Below are 19,222 nucleotides of genomic sequence, written 5' to 3'. Positions count from 1 at the left end.
GGCGTACTCACGGAGCACGAACGGCGCCCCGCCGCTGTCGAGGGGTGCGGCGGCCGTTCCGGAGGGCGGGGGTGCCTGGAGCAGCCGGTGCGCCCGGGCGACGTTGGCGGCCTCGGTGGCCCGGGCCACCGCCTCCAGCATGCGCGCGGCACGGCGGTCGGCGTCCTCATAAGAGGCGGGCACCAGGTACAGCGGCGCCCCGCCGAGCCCCCGCCACGGCCGCTGCCTGCGTTCCGCGCTCACCGGGAGACCACCACCCCGTGGATGCGGCGCGGCCCGGTGTCGATCCCGTACGAGNACCGGGAGACCACCACCCCGTGGATGCGGCGCGGCCCGGTGTCGATCCCGTACGAGGCCAGCCACGCGTCCCGCCGCCGCTGCCGCTGCGCCCGCCGCTCGGCCCGGCTCGCCTGCGCCCGCCGCACGCGCGCGGCCCGCTCGGCCCGCTCCCGGGCGGCGACCTCCCGCTCGTGCGCGACGACGAACGCGCGCACCAGGGGCTCGTCCACCGGCCAGAACACGTCGTCCGCCGGGTCGGGTACGGCCCGGGGCAGGCGCAGCGTCGGCGTGTCCAGTTCCCCGGTGTCCACAGGCGGAGCGACGGCGGCCCAGGCCCCGGCCGTACCCTTCCACCAGACGGTCGCACGCGGTGCCGGAACCGGCGCGGAACCAGCCCGGTGACGGCCCGGCTTTCGGCGTCCGAAAATCCGCTTCACCAAACCGGTGAAACGCTCGATAGGATCGCTCATGTCTTCAGCTCCTCGTTAGCTGGAGGCCACGCCCCGGGGCCGTTTGCGCGGTCGCCGGGGTTTTGTCGTGACCCTGCCGGAAGCCGCTTCCCGCCGAGGCCGAACCGGAGCCGGGGGATACTCCGCATTCGCAATCGCCCGACGGGAAGCGGGGGTTACACATTCGTCCCTGGAGCGTTACTCTCGCCAGAGGTGACGCGGGGTCAGGCGGAGCCTGACCACGAGAGTTTGTTCGACAGTCGAGCGAACGTGCGATTTCAGGCGGAGGTCTGGCGGTATGGCAGAGCGGGAGAAGGACGAACGGCTCACGCTGCCGGAGGTTTTGGGCAACGAGTTAAAGCGACGCCGCGACCGCAGCGGCTTGTCCCTGCGGGACCTGGGCGACAAGACCAGGTTCGACCACTCGTACATCGGCAAGGTCGAGCGCGGGGTTCAGGCGCCGTCCGAGAACCTGGCGCACGCTTTGGACGACCTGCTCGACACGGGCGGGACGTTCTTCGAGCTGCTGGAGGTGATCACCGGCGGGACGATCCAGGAGTACCAGCGGAAGGGAGCCGAGTGGGAACTGAGGGCGGAGCGCATCCGGGTCTTCGCGAGCAGCACGATTCCCGTCCTGTTGCAGACCGAGGACTACGCGCGGTCGCGGATCAGCTCGGAAAAGCCGAAGGCGCCGAAGAGCGACATCGATGACGCCGTGGCGATTAGGCTGGCGCGCCAGCGGGTCTTCGACCGCGAGGACCGACCGCCATACTGGGCCGCGATGGACGAAGCGGCACTTAGGCGGCCAATCAGGGACAGGAAAGCCATGGCCGACCAGTTGGCACATATACTACGGGTGGCCGAAAATCCGGATGTCACGCTCCAGGTCGTGCCGTTCGACCGCGGTGACTACTGGATGCTGGGCGGGTCGCTGACCCTCCTCACCACACTACGCGGGACAACCATCGCGTACGTGGAGTCCTTCGGCTCCGGAGAGTTGGTAGAGTCGACACGGCGAGTCGTCGAGCTGGCCCAGCAATTCGACTGGACGTCCTGTCTGGCACTTCCGGAACGGGAATCGCTGGACCTCATCGGACAATACCTGGAGGAGTACCGGTGAACGAGATGCGCAGCCTGGAAGCGGCCCAGTGGCGCAAGTCGACCTATAGCGGCATGGAAAACAACTGCGTCGAGGTGGCCGACGGATTCCCGGGCGTCGTACCCGTCCGCGACAGCAAGAACCCCCACGGCCCCGCCCTCGTCTTCCCGGCCCACGCCTGGACCGCCTTCGTCACCACGGTGAAGCACGCGGAGACGCCCACCGTCTGATCTCCCGTCCGGGTCATCAGCGCACCACCGGTTCCCATCAGAAATTGTCTGGAGGAGTCCAGTGAACGAGATGCCTAATCTCAGCGCGGCACGATGGCGCAAGTCGACCCACAGCGGCCTGCAGAACGACTGCGTCGAGGTGGCCGACGGATTCCCGGGCGTCGTACCCGTCCGCGACAGCAAGAACCCCCACGGCCCCGCCCTCGTCTTCCCGGCCCACGCCTGGACCGCCTTCGTCACCACGGTGAAGCACGCGGAGACGCCCACCGTCTGATCTCCCGTCCGGGTCATCAGCGCACCACCGGTTCCCATCAGAAATTGTCTGGAGGAGTCCAGTGAACGAGATGCCTAATCTCAGCGCGGCACGATGGCGCAAGTCGACCCACAGCGGCCTGCAGAACGATTGCGTCGAGGTGGCCGACGGATTCCCGGGTCTCGTACCCGTCCGCGACAGCAAGAACCCCCACGGCCCGGCCCTCATCTTCCCGACCGGTGCCTGGAACGCCTTCGTCACCACCGTGAAGCAGGTGGAGACGCGCACCTCCTGACCCACGGCTCAACGGCTGGGCGGCAGTCCCGAAAACACTTTCGGGGACCGCCGCCCAGTCGGCGCGCAAGAACCGCTTGCCCTCGCCCCATAAGACGCGACGCACCGGCCCTTCTCATGCCGCTTGGGCTCTGGGCGGCGCTCGCGGGAGTCGATTCCGCACCGGGCACGCGCCGCGCGACCGCGCCCCGGATGAGTGTCAAGGGACTACCGTGGCTCGGCGTGACGACGAGTTTTCTTTGGCATCGCGTGTGGCCCGCCCCTGAAACCCTGCCGGTACGCCAGGTGTACGCCTGGATCCTGGACGAAGCCGGGCGGGTCCTGCTGATCGACATGCCTGGAGGATGGAACCTTCCCGGTGGCACTCCGGAGGATCACGACGCCGACTGGCAGGCCACCTTGCGCCGGGAGGTACTGGAGGAGGCGGACGTGACGCTGAGCGATGTGGTTCCGCTCGGCTACCAGGAGGTTCGCGCGGACGACGCAGAGCCGTTCGCACAGCTTCGGGTGGCCGCGCGGGTGGCGGAGTGGCGTGAGGCGACGCAGGACCCGGACAGCGGCCTGGTCTACCCGCGGGTGTGGGTGCCGCTCGACCGGGCGGCCGGTCTTCTCGGCTGGGGTGAGCCGGGCCGGGCCCAGGCAGCCGCAGCCGCCCAGGTCGCGTGCGAGGTCTACGGCTTCGTCGCCGCGGCGGCGGTCGCCCAGGGCGCCAGCGCGGTCAGCACGCCGGTGATGCAACGGGTGTAGTCGCGGGTGGCAACCAGGGCGGCCCCGGCCGCGCGCAGCCGCTCGACCTGCTCCGGTGGAGCGGTGAGCGCGCGGAGCACGGCATCGGCGAGTGCCTGCGGATCGTTGGGAGGCGCCGTGTACCCGGTGGTGCCCTCGATGACAGTCTCGGCCAGGCCACCCGCGGTGGTCGCCACCACCCGAGCCGCTCCGGCGGCGAACGCCTCCAGAGGGATGCGGCCGAGCGGTTCGGCTCGCGAAGGCACCACAACCGCGCGCAGCCTCGGATGGTGCAGCAGGCCCGGCAGACCGGGGTGGAACCGCGTCCACAGGGTCACGTCGAGTCCGAGTTCAGCGACGTGCTCGCGCAGGTGGCGCTGGTACGCGGTGGGCCCGGCGTCGGTGACCGCTGCCAGCAGCAGGTGGGGCGCGCGCACGCCCCGGCGGGTGAGTCGGGCCAGCGCGTCGAGCAGGTCCTCGAACCCCTTGTAGGGCTGGGCTCGGCCCATGGCCAGGACGAATCCGTTTCGCGCTTCGGCGGGCAGGGGCGGGGCGGCGTCCAGCGGGACGCGGTCGGCGGCGGCCAGGCCGCCGGGGACGTCGAGGATCTGTGCGGCGGGGACGCCCTTGCCGACCAGCAGGGCGCGCATGTGGGCACTGATCGCGCCGATCACGGCGCCACGCTGGGTCCATCCGGCCAGCCCCTGTTCTTCCCAGGCGGCGCGCTCGGCGTCGGCGTGGTGGTCGGCGCAGGAGCGCGGCAGGTACAGCAGCCGCCAGCCGACGGGAGGTTCGAGCAGGGGGCCGAGTCCGGCGAACGGCTGGTCGATGGCGATCAGCAGCCCCTGCTGGTGGCGGGCCGCCAGCTCGTGGAGGACGGCGGCGGCGTGCTGGTTCAGCCGCTGGAAGGCGACGAGGTCGCCGAACCGCCGCATCCCGCCAGTGCCGTTGTCCAACGGGATGACCTGGTACGGCACAGCGGCGAGCCGCCCGTGCGCGGCCTGGTGCGCGGCGCGGTCGTACTCGGGGCTGCCGGGGAGCAGCAGCACCGGCAGCAGCACGAGACCGATGCCGGGGGCCAGCGCGCCGACGACGGCGTCGAGCAGCGCGCGGTTGCTGCGCCCGGCCCCGGTGCCCGTGCCGAAGTAGCCGTCGTGCAGGGCGACTGCCACCACCGGCGCGTTCACCGGTCACCGGCCAGTTCCACCACGCGGACCAGCTCGCCGGGCCCGGCGGCGCCGTCCACGAGCGACAAGGGCACGGTGGCGATCCGCGCGGCCAGACCCGGATGCGCACCGTCCAGCGCGGCGGCCGGGTCGCGGTAGAACGCGCGCAGCCGGTCCAGTACTGCGGTGTCCGACCATGGGTGCCCGGCCTCCTGTCGCCCGTGGCGGCGCTGGAGGCTGATGTTCGGGGGCAGGTCGAGGACGATCCACCGCAGCGGCAGGACCAGCCGCCCGGCCGAGAGGTGGCCATGCGCCCAGGCGGCGCGCTCGGAGAGGCCGCCGGTGCTCGCGGCGAAGGCCAGGGCCGTCAGCCAATCCCGGTCCACCCACACTGCTCCGGTGAGCCGACGCAGTTGGGCGCTCTTGCACAGCCAGTTGGCCAGATGGCCGTCCTCGTCGCGATGGTGGGGGTGTCGAGGGTGGGCGAGGAGTTCGCCGTCGTCTGTGGTGTACTCGCCGAGCACCGTGTGCCCTACGCGGGCGAGGGCGGCGAGCAGAGTGGTCTTCCCGGCACCAGGCATGCCCTCGACCACCGTGACCATCGCGTCAGAAGAGGGCATCCTGTTCCACCCCCTGGTCTTTCAGCACGTCGAGAGCGGCGGTGAAGGCGGCGCCGGGCTCCGGGCGGCGCAGCGCCCAGCCTGCCAGTAGCCGCGTGTCCACGAGTACAAGCCCGGCTGCCGCGTCGAGGTACAGGTCGGTGCCGATCCGGCACACCACCTTCCCGCCCAGCACATGCCCGCAAGCGAGCGGCAGCACGGCCGCCGCTGGGTGCAGCCCTTCTTCGGACAGGCCGTAGGCGGCAGTGTGGTCTTCGGCTTGCGGCTCGCAGCGGGTCTGCCCCTCCGGCCAGGCCAGGTGCCGCGCGCGGGCGGCGGTGGCGAGAAGGTCGGCGGCGCGCTGGTCCGCGGTGCCGGGGCGGGTTCGGGCGGCGCGCTTGCGGGCGGAGGTAACCCGGTCGGGCAGGCCGCCCGCCGAGCCGAGCAGGTGCTCGGCTCGGCGGGCGGAAGCCAGGGTGCCGGTCGAAAGGATCAGGGAGGTGAGCGCCCCCTGCTCCAGCAGCCGGACGGTGCCTCGTTCGGCAGCGGTAATGCCGACCTTGATCCCGGCGCCCGCGTGGTGGGCGAGGTAGACCGCGAACGGCCGTGGATCGTCCAGCCGGGTGTCCGCGGCGATCGAGCTGGACCGGTCCAGTGCTTGGCAGGAGGCGCACTGCGCGGTACGGGCGGCCGGGGCGACCGGTACGGCAGCCGGGCAGGTGAGTCGACGGCCCGCCCGCCAGACGCCGACGCACCGCCGGTCGGCTCCTGCGGTCAGGGCGAGGTCAGCGCCGATCGGGAGCGGGCTGGAGCGGGTGGCCCCGCCGCTGGGGGCCGACCACTCCAGCAGTGCCGTCTCCTCGTTCCAAATGAGCCCGGTAGCCCGCCAGGCGGGCGGCGAGACGCCGTTCATCACTCTCCCATCGCCGGTACAGCCGAGTGAGCTCGTCCCAGCCTGCCAGCAGCGCGATGTCCGCGAGGGCCTCGGCCGGGTTGTCGGGCATGTGCAGGTGGTTGCGCAGCATGCCGACGCCCAGGTCGGCGCGGACGGTGCGTTTCAGCGCGGCCCCGCACGCAACGGCGTCCGTGCCTCCGGCCAGCACCACGACCTCGACGGTGCCGCTGGTCAGGTAGGCGGTGCGCTGGGCGACGAACTCGGCGCCATAGGCGTCCGGGTACAGCCGGTCGCAGTCGGCGGCCGTCAACTGCCGGTCCACCACGTGTACCTCGCGCAGCGCGGTCCGTAGTCGGGAGCGGATCGTCCGGCGCGGGGCGCCGGGCTTAAGCAGCGCGAGGGTCAGACGCTGCGGCACTGCGGGCAGTCGGCCCTCGGCGAGCGGAGCGCGCATCGCCTCGGCCCAGGTGCGGTGACAGCCGCAGCCGCGCCCGTCATGCCCGGGGTGACCGGGCAGCGGGAGCACGATCTGCGCGGCGGCAACCTCCGCACACGCAGGGCAGGCCCCCCACGTCCCGGGCTCGGGCCTGATGCGGCCGAGCGAGCGCGCGGCCACCCACCAGGCGTCCCACGGGTGGCACAGCATCGGCAGCCTGCCCGGCCGGACGGCCAGCACCTGGTCCAGGGCCAGGCCGAGGACGGCCGCCAGAGGTCCGCGGCCCACGCCCGAGGCAGGGGCGGTCACCCGAGCACCGCCTCGGCGGTGGCGGCGCACTCGGCCGACTCTGTCAGCGTCAGCTCCAGCCGCTCCACGCCGGGGCATGCGGTGCTGATCCGCCGGGCGAGCTGCGCCACGAGGTAGCAGGCCAGGGCCTCGGTGCTGGTGCCGGAAGTCGGCAGCAGCACCACCCACGCCTTCGGCAGGGTGAAGCAGGCTCCGCCACCGTTCACCTGGATCTGGCCCTGGTCGGCATCCTCGACCGAGACGCCTGCCGTGCGGGTAGCGATGAGGGTGCGGCGCTTGAGCGGCGTGATCACCTCGCGCAGGTGCTGTTTGAGGACGCGGAAGTCGGCGACCAGACCGGTCTCGTCCGCAGGCCCCCACGCGGCGAGTTCGACCTGGTAGGTGTGGCCGTGCAGCGGCTCGAACACGCCGTCGTGCAGACCGGTGTGCGCGGCGTTGAAGTCCCAGCCCACGCCGCCGACCTTCGCCCGCAGCAGGGGGCGCGCATCCGGCTGAACGGTCGTCATGACGCACTCACCGCCAGGGACACGAACTCCGCGCGGGCAGCGGCGTCGTCCAGCAGGACTCCGCGCAGCGCGGAAGTGGTCGTGCGCGAGCCGGTGGCGCCGACCCCCCGCAGGGTCATGCAGGTGTGCTCGGCACTCAGCAGCACGCCAGCCCCGGCCGGATCGAGGTAGTCGACCAGCCAGTCGGCGATCTGCCCGGTCAGCCGCTCCTGGACCTGGAGACGGCGCGCGCAGTGGTGGACGACCCGAGCGACCTTGCTCAGGCCCAGGATGCGCTTGCGGGGGACGTAGCCGATGTGGGCAACGCCGGTGAACGGCAACACGTGGTGCTCGCATACCGATACAAAGCGAATGTCGCGGACCAGCACGAGCTGGCCGGGCTCGGCGGTGGCCTCGAAATCGGTCGCAGTGAAACCGGGCGGAGTGGTCATCTCCTTCAGCGCCCGCACCATGCGGCCCGGGGTGGCCTCCAACTCGGGATCGGACAGGTCGACGCCCAGCGCGGCCAGCATGCGGGCGGCCAGATCCGCGGCGTCGTCCAGGCTCGCGGAGGTGAGGGTGGTGGTCGGCACGGTCACATGAACTCCTCGGCACATCAAAGCCCCAAGTGGAGCTACCGGGTTCCGGGACGGGTGGTGCCTGGTGGTGCTCAGGGTCGACGCGGTTCTTGCCAGGGACAGACAGCGGCAACGGCAGACTTGCACTCGCACCCGCCGCAGAGCGGAACCAGTCACAGCACGAGGCAGTCTCCGCCGGGTCGTACGGCTCGCCGATCCCGTTGATCACACCTACACGGCCGGAGCGAGTGTCGAAGACCCTCACACCGCGATGCACTCACGCCGGATTGCTCTCGGCCCGGTGCCCGGTGGAGCCTACGACTCCCTCCTGCCGTACGAATGATTGCTGACAGCGACAGCATGCTCACAGACTCGGGGGGAAAGTAACCCGCCTTGGGGTACTTCCGCCCTGCCGTCCTCCTTGACACTGCCCCACCCGGGGCGGCTCGGCCTACCGCCCGGCGCCCGCGGCGGCCGACCCCATCCAGGCAGCCAGCGCCCGCACGTCCTGACCGACCTTCCGGTACTGCCCGGCCAGCACTCGCACCGCCTCCCGGGCCATCGGGTGATAGCGAGTCTGCTGCGGGGCCACTTCGCGGGCCTGCTGTAGCGCCGCGAGCGCCGCTTCCCGGTCGCCCGCCGCCAGGAAGGCGCGGGCTGCGTCGATGTGATGATGCCCGCGACGCGTGCGCGGCAGCGAAGGCGGCAGGCGAAGCGCTCTCGCCTTCCCTGCCGCGATCTCGGGATGCCGCAGCTCGACCTGGGCGGCAACCTCGTGCACCGCAGTGTTCACCGGGCCGAACGTCAGATGGTAATGCACCCGGTCCGCCCCGCCGTGGACCTGCCCGGCCAGCCGCTCGGCCTGTTCGAGGTGGTGGGCGGTCGCTTGCTCGTTACGGGCCCGGGAGGCGAGCGTGACCTCGCGCAGCCGCAGACTGCCCAGCAGTGTCACCGCGGTCGGCGACGGGGCCGCGCCGACCTGCTCCGCCAGCTCGTTCCGCGCATCGGCCAGCAGCCGCAGTCCCGCCCCGTACTCCCGGGCCGCCTGGAAGCCCCCGGCCCGCGACCATCGGGCCAGCGCCACCGACAGCGCGTCGCCCGACAGTTCCGCCGCCCACCGCTGCCGATCCTCCAGCAGCGACGCCAGATCCGCATATCCGAGCCGGTAGGCCAAGCAGTGCGCCATGTAGTAGCACGAGGCCAGCAGCTTCGCGGCCCGCCGCTTTTCCTCTCCGTCCAGCCGGTGCACAGCGGCCGTGAGCTCCTCCAGCAGCGCGGGCAGCGCCAGTCCCAGCCGGGTGTAGCGGGCCGCCGCCCGGTGCCGCGTCGCCGCCCCGACATCAGCCGCGATCTCCTCCAAGGGCCGCGACCCGGTACGACAGGCCGACGGAAGATCGTACGCCCGCGCCACCGTGCGAATCGCCGCGACCGGGGCGTGCACCCGCTCATCCGCACGGCATTGCCCCCGGTAGGGCTGCCCAGTCAGCTCCTCCACACTCACCGCCAGCGTCCGCGCCGCGGTGTGCAGGAAGCCATACGTGGGCAGCCGCTCGCCCCGCTCCACCTTGCGGACGCTGCCCAGCGACAGGTGGGCGTGTTCGGCGAACTCCCGCTGGGTGTACCCGGCGAGCTTGCGGTAGGAGGCGATCCGCGCACCGCTGCTCTCGTCCGAACCGTCCGTCATCCCGGCCTCCGGCGTTGGAAGTTCACCGGCTCCCCACGGTACCGGCGCCGCAGCCTCCGGGGTACGCCTCCCAGGTCGCTCCTGCCCTCCTGACGCTGCCTCGGCCTGGCGTTCCCGCAGGGCCGGACCACCGGCCCCGGATCCGGGCGGCAGCTCACGTCCAGCTCGAAACGGCCGTCCGGGAGGAAGCTGGGACACCTCTGGGAGCGTCAGCCGACCCCGAGGAGGGTGTGCACGGCGCGCTGGTAGACGGCGTACACAGTGGGGAGTTCCGCGAGGCGGGCGCGCTCGTCGGTGCCGTGGAGCCCCTCGTACGGCAGGCCGAACCCGGCGGTGGCCGCGATGCCCTCACCGGCGAGCAGGTTGCCGATGTTCGAGGGCCCCGCGGTCTTCGCACGCACGGTGAGCCCGGCCTCTGCGGCGGCGCTCAGCAGGGCGGCGGCGGGCTGCTCGTCCGCGCGGAGGCGGAAGGGGGGCCAGGTGGCGACCGGAGTGATCTCGGTCGGCGTCGGAGCGGGCAGTTCCGCGTCGAGTTCGGCGACGGCCTCGCGGACAAGGGTCTCGGCGTCGTGGGCGTCGAAGACCGGGGTGGTGCGGATGTCGATGTTCAGGTCGCACCGGTCGGGAGTGACCGAGAAGCCCTGGCCGCCGTGGAAGGAGGTGACCGACAGTTTCGGCGGCAGCGGAAACCCGGAGCCGTCCCCCGCGCCGGGCAGTTCGGCGGCGTCGAGGAGGCGGACGAGGTGCGCGGCGCGGGAGATGGCGCCGACCACGGCCCGGCTTGACCCGGAGTGCCCGGCGGGGGCGTGCACGGCGACGGTGGCCCGCCACAGCCCCCGGCCACCGACCACGACCTCCTCCAACCCGGGGTATCCGATCATCACGCCCGCCGGACGGCCCGCCTCCGGGTCGGCGAGGTAGGCGCGGGCCCCGCCGAAGCCGCCGGTGTGCTCGTCGACGTCCAAGAGGACGGCGAGTCCGCCGCGCAGGGCCTCGGTGCGGGGCGCCAGGTCGGCCGCGATGTGGCAGAACATGGCGGCAGCGAGTTTGGAGTCGGCGGCCCCCCGGCCCAGCAGCCAGCCCTCACGGACCTCGCCGGAGGCCGGGGGAAACGACCAGGCGGCCTCGTCGCCGTACGGGGCGGTGTCCACGCAGGCGTCCAGCGTCCACCACGCGCCCGGTCGGCTCCCGCGGACTTCCACCAGCAGCCCCACCAGCTCACCGGTGTCGTCGTGTAGACGGCGGTGCGGCAGGCCATGGGCGGCAAGCCAGTCCTCCAGCACGCTCAGGACGGGCCCGTAGTCGTCGATCCCCGCCCGGCTGGGACGCCGGATCAGCTCCTGGGCGAGACTTACCACGGACGCCGTGCGGGCCTCGGACACCTGCTGAAGGTTCTCGCTCACGCTTCTCCCCTGCCCTTCGCGTGTGCCGTACCGGCAGTGTGCGGACGGCCTCGGTCCGTCTCCACCGGCCGCGCGCACGCGCATACCTCGCGGCCATGGTGGACTACCCGACGGCCCTGACAGTCACGCGGCGGGCAGCCGGTTGATCGGGTGGTCGTCGGTGGCCCACAGGTACTGGACGGCGTACGCGCGCCACGGCCGCCACGCCGCCGCGTGCCGGGTCAGGGCAGCCGGGGTGCCGGGGAGGCCGAGCGCGGCGGCGGCGCGGCGGATGCCGAGGTCGGTGGGGGTGAACGCGTCCGGGTCGCCCAGGGCGCGCATCGCGATCACCTCCACGGTCCACGGGCCGATGCCCGGCAGCGCGGCCAGCCGCGCGCGGGCCTGCTGCCAGTCGTCGCCCACGCCCAGGGCGATCTCCCCGGCGGCGAGCGCGGCGGCCAGTGCGCGGAGGGTGTCGCGGCGGGCGCGGGGCAGGGCGAGGGTGGCCGGGTCGGCTTCGGCCAGCGCCTCGGGGCGGGGGAAGAGGTAGGCGAGGGTGCCGTCGCGGCGCGCGTCCAGAGGCTTGCCGTAGGCCGCCGCCAGCCGGGCCGCGTGCGTACGGGCCGCCGCCGTGGACACCTGCTGGCCGAGGACGGCGCGGATCGCGAACTCCGCCGCGTCCACCGTGCGCGGCACGCGGCGGCCCGGCGCGCGGTCGACCAGCGGGGCCAGGTGCGGGTCGGCGCGCAGGGCGGCGTCGACGGCGGCCGGGTCGGCGTCGAGGTCCAGCAGGCGGCGGCAGCGGCTGATCGCGCCGGCGAGGTCGCGCAGGTCGGTGAGGGCGAGCTGGCAGGCGATGTGGTCGGGCTCGGGGCGCAGGGCGACGGTGCCGTGGCCATAGGGCAGGTCCAGGGTGCGGTGGTAGGCGCTGTCGCGCCACTCCTCCACGCCGGGCACGGCGGTGGCGGCGAGGTGGCCGAACAGGTTGTCCGGGCACAGCGGAGGGCGGAAGGGCAGCCGCAGGGACAGCGTGCCGGGGGTGGTGGCGCGCGGGCCGCGCCGGGCGCGGCGGCGCAGTTCGGTCGGGGACAGCGCGTAGACCTCGCGGACGGTCTCGTTGAAGGCGCGGATGCTGGCGAAACCGGCCGCGAAGGCGACGTCGGCCATGGGCAGGTCGCTGGTCTCCACCAGCAGGCGGGCGGTCTGGGCGCGCTGCGCGCGGGCGAGGGCGAGGGGGCCCGCGCCGACCTCGGCGAGCAGCTGGCGCTCGACCTGCCGGGTGCTGTAGCCGAGGCGGGCGGCCAGGCCCGGGACGCCCTCGCGGTCGACCACGCCGTCGGCGATCAGGCGCATGGCGCGGGCGGCCAGGTCGGCCCGCTCGTTCCACTGCGGGGAGCCGGGGCTGGCGTCGGGGCGGCAGCGCTTGCAGGCGCGGAATCCGGCCTGCTGGGCGGCGGCGGCGCTGGGGTAGAAGCGCATGTTCTCGGGCTTGGGTCCCGCGACCGGGCAGCTCGGGCGGCAGTAGATGCCGGTGGTGACCACCGCGACGTAGAACCAGCCGTCGAAGCGGGCGTCCTTGGCCCGGGCGGCGCGCAGGCAGCTCTCGGTGTCGGTGTGCATGGCCTCAAGCATCGGGTACGGGTGCGGGGCCGGGCTCGCGGGAATCCGACGTGGGCGTCCGCCGGGGTCAGGCGGTCTGCCGCAGCCGCCGCCACACGGCGCGGGCCGCGTGGTGGCCGGACATGCCGTGCACGCCGGGGCCGGGCGGGGTGGCCGAGGAGCACAGGAAGACGGCCGGGTGGGCGGTGGCGTACGGCACGCGCGCGAGCTTGGGGCGTACGAGCGTCTGGAGGCCGCGGAAGGCGCCGCAGGCGGTGTCGCCCTCGACGTAGTTGGCGTTGCGCGCGGCGACCTCCGGCGGTCCGGCGACGGCGCGGGCCAGCACCAGGTCGCGGAAGCCGGGGGCGAAGCGCTCGATCTGCCGCTCGACGGCCTCGGTGGCGTCTCCCTGCCAGCCGCGCGGCACGTGCCCGTACGCCCAGAAGACGTGCTTGCCCTCGGGCGCGCGCGTGCTGTCCAGCAGGGTGGGCTGGGAGGTGATCAGGAAGGGTACGGACGGGTCGCGGCCGTGGACCGCGGCGTGCAGCGCGGCTTCGATCTCGCCGGCCGTGGGGCCGATGTGGACGGTGCCGGCGCGGCGGGCGTCCTTGGCGGTCCACGGCACCGGGCCGTCCAGCGCGTAGTCGATTTTGAAGACGCTGGGGCCGTAGCGGTAGCCGCGGTAGGCGTCGCCGAGCCCGGCGATGCGGGCCAGGGCGGTGGGCGAGGTGTCGAAGACGTACGCGCGGGCGGGCGGCAGCTCGTCCAGGCGGCGGACCAGGAAGCCGGTGTGGATCTCGCCGCCGTGGGCGCGCAGGTACGAGCCGAGGGCGTCGGCGATGGACTGGGAGCCGCCGCGCGGCACCGGCCAGCCGACCTCGTGGGCGGCGAGCGCGAAGACCAGGGCGATGCCGCCGGTGGCCACGCCGGTGGTGGGCGCGATGGCGTGCGCGGCGAGCCCGGCGATGAGGGCGCGCGCCTTCTCGCCGCGGAACCGCCGGGCGAGCAGGGCGGCGGGCTGCACGGCGTCGAGTCCGAAGCGCGCGTAGCGCAGCGGCTCGCGCGGCAGGCCGTCCCACTGGCAGCGCAGGAAGTCGCGGGCCAGCGTCTCCCACCGGCCGAGGTACGGGGCGACCAGGCGCCGGTAGGCGTCGGCGTCGCGGCCGCCGAGGGAGGCGGCGGTCTCGTCGGCGGTCCGGGCCAGGACGGCGGCCGTGCCGTCCGGGAACGGGTGGGCCATGGGCAGCTCGGGGTGCAGCCACTCCAGGCCGTGCCGGTCCAGCGGCATGGCGCGGAAGGCGGGCGAGCCGACGGCGAGCGGGTGGACGGCGGAGCACGGGTCGTGCCGGAAGCCGGGCAGGGTCAGCTCCTCGGTGCGCGACCCGCCGCCGATCGCCCCGGCGGCCTCGTAGACCGCGACGCGGAAGCCGCGGCGGGCGAGTTCGACCGCGGCGGTCAGCCCGTTCGGCCCGGCACCCACCACGGCCACGTCGAGCATGGACGGCACGTGCAGCCTCCTGCGTACGGGGCAGACGCCGATCAGTCCGCCAGCAGGCCAAGGATATGCCGGGCGGTGGCCTCGTCCCGGGCGGCGGTGAACGGCAGCGCGTTGCCGCCGGCCACGCGGAACGCCTCCCCGGCGACCGTGCCGCTCGTGCCGCCCGCCTCGGCGACCAGCAGCAGGCCCGCGGCGTGGTCCCACGGGTTCTCCCAGGTGAAGGCCACCGCGTCGAGCAGGCCACGGGCGACGTTCAGGTACTCCAGGCCCGCCGAGCCGCACGGGCGGGCCTCGACGCCGCCGTCGGCGCACAGTCCGAACAGGCTGCGCTTCTCGGCGTCGGTGGTGAAGTCGAAGTGGGACACGGCCACGGTCAGCGGCCTGCCGGGCCCGGGGGCGCCGGACCGTATCCGCTCGCCGTTCAGCTCCGCTCCCCGGCCGCGGCGGGCGACGGCCATCAGGCCGAGGGCGGGCGCGTACGTCCACGAGGCGAGCAGGTCGCCGCGATGGACGAGGGCGACGAGGGTGGCGAAGCCCGGGTCGCCGTGCACGAACTGCCGGGTGCCGTCGACCGGGTCCACGATCCACACCGGCGCGTCGCCGCGCAGCGCGGCGAGCACGGACGGGTCGGCGTGCACCGCCTCCTCGCCGACCACGGCCGAGCCGGGCAGCAGGCCGGTCAGCGCGGCGGTCAGGTGCCGCTCGGCCTGCTGGTCGGCGACGGTGACCAGGTCGTACGGCCCGTTCTTCTCCGCGATCTCGTGGGCGGCGAGCTGCCGGAAACGGGGCGTGATCTCGGCGGCGGCCGCGTCGCGGACCGCGTCCTCGACCTCGGACAGGCCCCCGGCGAGAAACTGGTCGATCGGCTGGATCATCTGTCCATCGAACCACGCGGCAGCGACATCCGGTGGCCGGGCAGTGGCCGGTCGGCGGCTGCCGGGTGAACGCCGCGCGGGTGGCGCGGCCCCGGCGCCCGGCGGGTCGGATCCGGCGCTCCGGGCGGCGGTGCGGGCCCCCGGCCGGCGGCCCGTCGGCCGGGCGGCCCGCGGTCAGACGACCGATCACAGATGGCAGATAGCAGGTGACAGATGGCAGATGGCAGATGACAGATGACAGATGACAGATGACAAGCAACAGATGACAGATTTCAAAATCTGTCATCGGCCCACGGCATAGCCCTGCATCCCGCGCGGGTTGGCGGCCGCCGACAGCACGCCGGTCTCCGGGTCGCGGGCCACCGCGGACAGCCGCCCCTCCGTCCACGCGCCCGCGACCGTGACCCGGTGCCCGCGCCGCCGCAGCTCCTCGACGGTCTCCGCGCCGATCCGGGACTCGACGGTGACCGCGCCGGGCACCATGCCGCGCGGGTAGAAGGAGCTGGGGAAGCTGTCGGTGTGCCAGTTGGGGGCGTCGACGGCGCCCTGGAGGTCCCACCCGCCGCGCACCGGCTCGCGCAGCGCGACGGCGAGGAAGAAGTGCACCTGCCACTGGTCCTGCTGGTCGCCGCCGGGCGTGCCGAAGGCCAGCACCGGCTCGCCGCCGCGCAGCGCGAGCGAGGGGGTGAGGGTGGTGCGGGGGCGGCGGCCCGGGGTGAGCGTGTTCGGCAGCCCGGGGTCGAGCCAGGCCATCTGGAGCCGGGTGCCGAGCGGGAAGCCCAGTTCGGGGACGACCGGGTTGGAGTGCAGCCAGCCGCCGCTGGGCGTGGCGGCGACCATGTTGCCCCAGCGGTCGACCACGTCCAGGTGGCAGGTGTCGCCGCGGGTGGCGCCGTCCCAGCCGACGGTCGGCTCGCCGGTGCCGGGCGCGGAGACGCCGAGCGGGTCGAACCGCTCCTCCTCGGCGGCGACGGCGGTGGCGTGCCCGCTCAGGGCCGGCGGGCGCCCGCCGGGGCTGCCCGGGCGCAGCGCGTACGACGCCTCCGGGCCGATCAGCGCCCGGCGTGCCGCGTTGTACTCGGGCGACAGCAGGTCCGCCAGCGGCACGTCGGCGGCGTCTCCGTACCACGCCTCCCGGTCGGCCATGGCCAGCTTGGTGCCCTCGATCAGCGTGTGCGCGTACTCGGGCGTGCCGTAGGGGGGCAGGCCGGCGGGGTCGTCGGGGAGCAGGGCGAGCTGCTGGAGGAAGGCCGGGCCCTGCGACCAGGGGCCGGCCTTGCAGACCGTCCAGCCGTTCCAGTCGTGGCGGACCGGCTCCTCGTACGTGGCGGCGAAGGCGGCGAGGTCGTCGCCGTCCAGCACGCCGCGGTGGCGTACGCCGGAGGTGTCCAGCGTGGGCCGGGCGGCGGCCGCGGCCAGCGCCTCGGCGACGAACCCCTCGCGCCACACCCGGCGCGCCGCCTCGATCTGCGCCTCCCGGCCGCTGCCGGCCGCCTCAGCCTCGGCGATGACGCGCCGCCAGGTGGCGGCCAGGGCCGGGTTGCGCAGCAGCCGGCCGGGGGCGGGCGGGCGGCCGCCGGGCAGGTAGAGGGCGGCCGACGAGGTCCACTCGGTCTCGAACAGCTCCCGCACGGTCTCGACCGTCTCCCCCACCCGTTCGACGGGCGAGTGGCCGCGCTCGGCGTAGCCGACGGCGTACGACAGCACGTCGGCCAGGCGCCGCGTGCCATGGTCGCGCAGCAGCAGCATCCACGCGTCGAACGCGCCGGGCACAGCGGCGGCCAGCGGCCCGGTGCCGGGCACCAGGTCCAGGCCGAGCGACCGGTAGTGCGCGGCGCTCGCCCCGCGCGGGGCGGGCCCCTGGCCGCACAGCACCCGCACCGCTCCCTGGGCCGGGGCGAGGATGACCGGCACCTCCCCGGCGGGGCCGTTGAGGTGCGGCTCGACCACGTGCAGCACGAACCCGGCCGCGACGGCCGCGTCGAAGGCGTTGCCGCCGCCCTCCAGGACGGCCATGGCCGACTGGGAGGCGAGCCAGTGGGTGGAGGACACCATGCCGAAGGTGCCGTGCAGGGTGGGGCGGGTGGTGAACATGGCCGGGCGTCTCCTGGTCGGGTGGCCGCGCCGGTCCTCGCCGGACCGCCGCGGGGCCGGGTCGCTGCGGGACACGACAGATCATCACCGATGGCCGCACGCGCGGGACAGCGAAATACCGGCGGCCCGGCGCGCGGCCCCGGTTAAGGTGACGCCATGTCCGATCACCCCGAGAAGCCCGGCGCGGGCGACCTGTCCGACCTGCTGCGCGAGCGCACGTACGGCGTGCTCGTCACGCTCAAGCGCGACGGCCGGCCGCAGCTGTCCAACGTGGCCTACGCCTACGACCCCGACGCGCGCGTCATCCGCGTCTCGGTCACCGACGACCGCGCCAAGACCCGCAACCTGCGCCGCGACCCGCGCGCCAGCCTCCACGTGACCACTCCCGACCACTCCGCCTACGTGGTCGCCGAGGGGACCGCCGAGCTGACGCCGGTGGCCGCGGACCCGCACGACGCGACCGTGGACGAACTGGCCGTGGTCTACCGGGCCGTCCTGGGCGAGCACCCGGACTGGGAGGAGTTCCGCGCGGCGATGGTGGCGGACCGGCGGCTGGTGGTACGGCTGCCGGTCGACCGCGTGTACGGCTGGAGTCCGGCCTGAGCACACGGGCGGGCCGGGCTGCGGAGTAGGGCGACGGGGCCCGTACGGGGCGGTCGCACCGGACCGGTCGTACGGGCCCCGCGGGCACGCCCGGGGCCGGGCGGGCTCAGCCGATCTGCGCGCCGAACGCGGCGAGTGCCGCCGTCACCGGCTGGAAGAAGGTCTCACCGCCCGAGGAGCAGTTCCCGCTGCCGCCCGAGGTGAGGCCGACCGCCGTGCTGCCCGCGAAGAGCGAGCCGCCGCTGTCGCCCGGCTCGGCGCACACGTCGGTCTGGATCAGGCCGGTGACCGTGCCCTCCTCGTAGTTGACCGTCGCGTCGAGGCCGGTGACCTGCCCGCTGTGCACCTGGGTGGTGCTGCCGCTGCGGGTGACCTGCTGGCCGACGGCGGCGTCGCCGGCTGCCGTGATGGGCTGGGTGCCGGCGCCGTAGAGGTCGATCTCGCTGGGGTGCGGCACGTCGGCGGTGTACTTCACCAGGCCGTAGTCGTGGCCGGGGAAGTTGCTGCCCGCGTTGACCCCGATGACGGGGCCGCCCTGGGAGGCGGACCAGCTGCGGATGGCCTCGGTGCAGTGGCCGGCGGTGAGGAAGTACGGCTGGCCGTCCTTGACCACGTTGAAGCCCAGGGAGCAGCGGCCGCTGTCACCCCATATGGCGTCGCCGCCGCCGATGAAGGTCGTGAACCTGCCGGCCGAGCGCCTGACCTCGACCCGGTCGCCGAGCCCGCGGGCGACGGCGGTGAGCCGGGCGAGCGCGGCGCCGCGGACCGTGCGGTCGGCGGTGACCACGACCTTGTCGGTCCGGGGGTCGACGGACCAGGAGGTGCCGGGGATGGTGGCCTTCTCGCGCAGGGTCGCGCGGGCCCGGTCGAGCTGGGCCAGGGAGTGCTTGACCACCTTCGCCTCGGCGCCGGCCCGGCGGACGGCGGCGGCGGACCGCTCGTCCAGGACGTTGACCACCAGGTGCCGGCTGTCGGCCGCGTAGTACGACCCGGCTGTGGCGCCGTCGAGGGAGTCCGTGATGCGCGTAGACAACGCGTTCGCGGCGGCTGCGGACAGCGCGTCGGGCCGCTGCGCGGGGGCGGCGGTGGCGCCGGGCGCGGCGAGCACCGCCGAGGCGAGGGCCAGTACGCCCGCCACGATCGCGGAGCGGGGGGATGTGCGTCGGATCTTCAACTCTTCTCCTCCAGTGGGGGGTGGGCCTGGGCAGTGGGGTGCCGGGTGGCCCGGAGGACATGACGGCAGGGCGCGCACCAGCGATCAGCCAGACGCGTCCATGCCAATAGGGTCGAGTATTCCGAGATCAACGGGGCGCACACAAGGCCTCGTTCACGACACACGAGTCACAATCGAGACGTATTCGGGGCAACTTACGCACCGGCGCCCGCCCGTTTCCAGGAGCGGGCGGGAAGGTGCGGGGCGCGTCCGGCGCCCCTGGCACGCGCGGGGCGCGGGAGCGCGGGATTCCGCCCCCGGCGTGCGCGGGGTGTGCGGCAGCCGCGCCGGAGGCGCGCGGAACGGGGCTCGTCAGGCAGGGGCGGCGCCGGAAGCCCGGCCCTCGTCAGGTGGCGCGCTCACGGCCGGGTCAGGCCGGGACCGCGACACGGGCCGGGTCAGCCCTGGCAGACGGTGGACCGCGCGGCGCCGGCGGCGGGCCGCGGCGCGTGCCACTCCGGGCCCGCCGCCGGGCC

At 74.1% G+C, this 19,222-nt stretch carries 21 protein-coding genes; 6 read left to right on the top strand and 15 right to left on the bottom strand.

What is annotated here, in order from left to right; translation table 11 throughout:
- The coding region (locus RKE29_RS16905; protein ID WP_312006235.1) for a hypothetical protein at positions 1-243 on the bottom strand (243 nt) is incomplete at its 3' end.
- Complete coding sequence (locus RKE29_RS16900; protein WP_312006234.1) at positions 240-590, bottom strand: hypothetical protein; 351 nt, start codon at positions 588-590, stop codon at positions 240-242. The genes RKE29_RS16900 and RKE29_RS16905, both read right to left, overlap by 4 nt.
- 436 nt (positions 591-1,026) lie before the next feature.
- On the opposite strand from RKE29_RS16900, the gene RKE29_RS16895 reads away from it, so the two are divergent.
- From RKE29_RS16895 to RKE29_RS16875, 5 genes are all read left to right on the top strand, one after another.
- A complete protein-coding gene (locus RKE29_RS16895) occupies positions 1,027-1,848 on the top strand; it encodes a helix-turn-helix transcriptional regulator (RefSeq protein ID WP_312006233.1) in 822 nt (273 codons plus the stop codon).
- A gap of 5 nt (positions 1,849-1,853) precedes the next feature.
- Positions 1,854-2,057, top strand: a complete 204-nt coding sequence (locus tag RKE29_RS16890) for a DUF397 domain-containing protein (RefSeq protein ID WP_312006239.1) — start codon at positions 1,854-1,856, stop codon at positions 2,055-2,057.
- Between the two features lie 70 nt (positions 2,058-2,127).
- Positions 2,128-2,331 (top strand): DUF397 domain-containing protein, encoded by a 204-nt coding sequence (locus RKE29_RS16885; protein WP_312006238.1) that lies wholly within the window; start codon positions 2,128-2,130, stop codon positions 2,329-2,331.
- 70 nt (positions 2,332-2,401) lie between these two features.
- Positions 2,402-2,605, top strand: a complete 204-nt coding sequence (locus RKE29_RS16880) for a DUF397 domain-containing protein (RefSeq protein WP_312006237.1) — start codon at positions 2,402-2,404, stop codon at positions 2,603-2,605.
- Positions 2,606-2,826: 221 nt separating this feature from the next.
- A complete protein-coding gene (locus RKE29_RS16875) occupies positions 2,827-3,351 on the top strand; it encodes an NUDIX hydrolase (RefSeq protein WP_312006232.1) in 525 nt (174 codons plus the stop codon).
- On the opposite strand, the gene RKE29_RS16870 is transcribed toward RKE29_RS16875, so the two are convergent.
- The 12 genes from RKE29_RS16870 to RKE29_RS16815 all read right to left on the bottom strand — a co-directional run bounded on the left by RKE29_RS16870 (position 3,276) and on the right by RKE29_RS16815 (position 16,930).
- Positions 3,276-4,502 (bottom strand): glycosyltransferase family 4 protein, encoded by a 1,227-nt coding sequence (locus RKE29_RS16870; RefSeq protein ID WP_312006231.1) that lies wholly within the window; start codon positions 4,500-4,502, stop codon positions 3,276-3,278. The two genes, RKE29_RS16875 and RKE29_RS16870, sit on opposite strands and share 76 nt — an antisense overlap.
- 11 nt (positions 4,503-4,513) lie before the next feature.
- Complete coding sequence (locus tag RKE29_RS16865; RefSeq protein ID WP_312006230.1) at positions 4,514-5,116, bottom strand: AAA family ATPase; 603 nt, start codon at positions 5,114-5,116, stop codon at positions 4,514-4,516.
- Entirely contained in the window at positions 5,103-5,966 is an 864-nt protein-coding gene (locus RKE29_RS16860; RefSeq protein ID WP_369016041.1) for a DUF2797 domain-containing protein, read from the bottom strand. Before RKE29_RS16860 ends, RKE29_RS16865 begins: the two co-directional genes overlap by 14 nt.
- Entirely contained in the window at positions 5,881-6,735 is an 855-nt protein-coding gene (locus RKE29_RS16855) for a hypothetical protein (RefSeq protein WP_312006229.1), read from the bottom strand. The genes RKE29_RS16860 and RKE29_RS16855 overlap by 86 nt, the downstream gene beginning before the upstream one ends.
- A complete protein-coding gene (locus tag RKE29_RS16850; protein ID WP_312006228.1) occupies positions 6,732-7,241 on the bottom strand; it encodes a 6-carboxytetrahydropterin synthase in 510 nt (169 codons plus the stop codon). Before RKE29_RS16850 ends, RKE29_RS16855 begins: the two co-directional genes overlap by 4 nt.
- A complete protein-coding gene (gene folE, locus RKE29_RS16845) occupies positions 7,238-7,819 on the bottom strand; it encodes a GTP cyclohydrolase I (protein WP_312006227.1) in 582 nt (193 codons plus the stop codon). Before folE ends, RKE29_RS16850 begins: the two co-directional genes overlap by 4 nt.
- A gap of 430 nt (positions 7,820-8,249) precedes the next feature.
- Complete coding sequence (locus tag RKE29_RS16840) at positions 8,250-9,482, bottom strand: helix-turn-helix transcriptional regulator (protein ID WP_312006226.1); 1,233 nt, start codon at positions 9,480-9,482, stop codon at positions 8,250-8,252.
- Between the two features lie 209 nt (positions 9,483-9,691).
- The gene (locus RKE29_RS16835) at positions 9,692-10,885 is read right to left on the bottom strand and encodes a M20/M25/M40 family metallo-hydrolase (protein WP_312006225.1); all 1,194 of its coding nucleotides are present in this window, start codon (positions 10,883-10,885) and stop codon (positions 9,692-9,694) included.
- A gap of 123 nt (positions 10,886-11,008) precedes the next feature.
- On the bottom strand, positions 11,009-12,484 hold the full coding sequence (locus tag RKE29_RS16830) for an AlkA N-terminal domain-containing protein (protein WP_312006224.1): 1,476 nt from the start codon (positions 12,482-12,484) through the stop codon (positions 11,009-11,011).
- A 67-nt stretch (positions 12,485-12,551) separates the two neighbouring features.
- Positions 12,552-13,970, bottom strand: coding sequence for an NAD(P)/FAD-dependent oxidoreductase (locus RKE29_RS16825; protein ID WP_312006223.1), 1,419 nt, complete (start codon positions 13,968-13,970; stop codon positions 12,552-12,554).
- A 32-nt stretch (positions 13,971-14,002) separates the two neighbouring features.
- Complete coding sequence (locus tag RKE29_RS16820; RefSeq protein WP_312006222.1) at positions 14,003-14,836, bottom strand: inositol monophosphatase family protein; 834 nt, start codon at positions 14,834-14,836, stop codon at positions 14,003-14,005.
- 282 nt (positions 14,837-15,118) lie between these two features.
- Positions 15,119-16,930 carry a gamma-glutamyltransferase gene (locus tag RKE29_RS16815; protein WP_312006221.1) on the bottom strand — a complete coding sequence of 604 codons (1,812 nt, stop codon included), beginning with the start codon at positions 16,928-16,930 and terminating at the stop codon, positions 15,119-15,121.
- 156 nt (positions 16,931-17,086) lie between these two features.
- On the opposite strand from RKE29_RS16815, the gene RKE29_RS16810 reads away from it, so the two are divergent.
- Positions 17,087-17,533 (top strand): PPOX class F420-dependent oxidoreductase, encoded by a 447-nt coding sequence (locus tag RKE29_RS16810; protein WP_312006220.1) that lies wholly within the window; start codon positions 17,087-17,089, stop codon positions 17,531-17,533.
- A 106-nt stretch (positions 17,534-17,639) separates the two neighbouring features.
- On the opposite strand, the gene RKE29_RS16805 is transcribed toward RKE29_RS16810, so the two are convergent.
- Entirely contained in the window at positions 17,640-18,707 is a 1,068-nt protein-coding gene (locus RKE29_RS16805) for a S1 family peptidase (protein ID WP_312006219.1), read from the bottom strand.
- Between the last annotated feature and the right edge of the window lie 515 nt (positions 18,708-19,222).

The organism is Streptomyces sp. B1866 (assembly GCF_031932565.1).
Classification (GTDB): Bacteria; Actinomycetota; Actinomycetes; order Streptomycetales; family Streptomycetaceae; genus Streptomyces.
The sequence above is the reverse complement of the archived record's forward strand: the minus strand, read 5'-3'. Positions and strand labels throughout refer to the sequence as shown.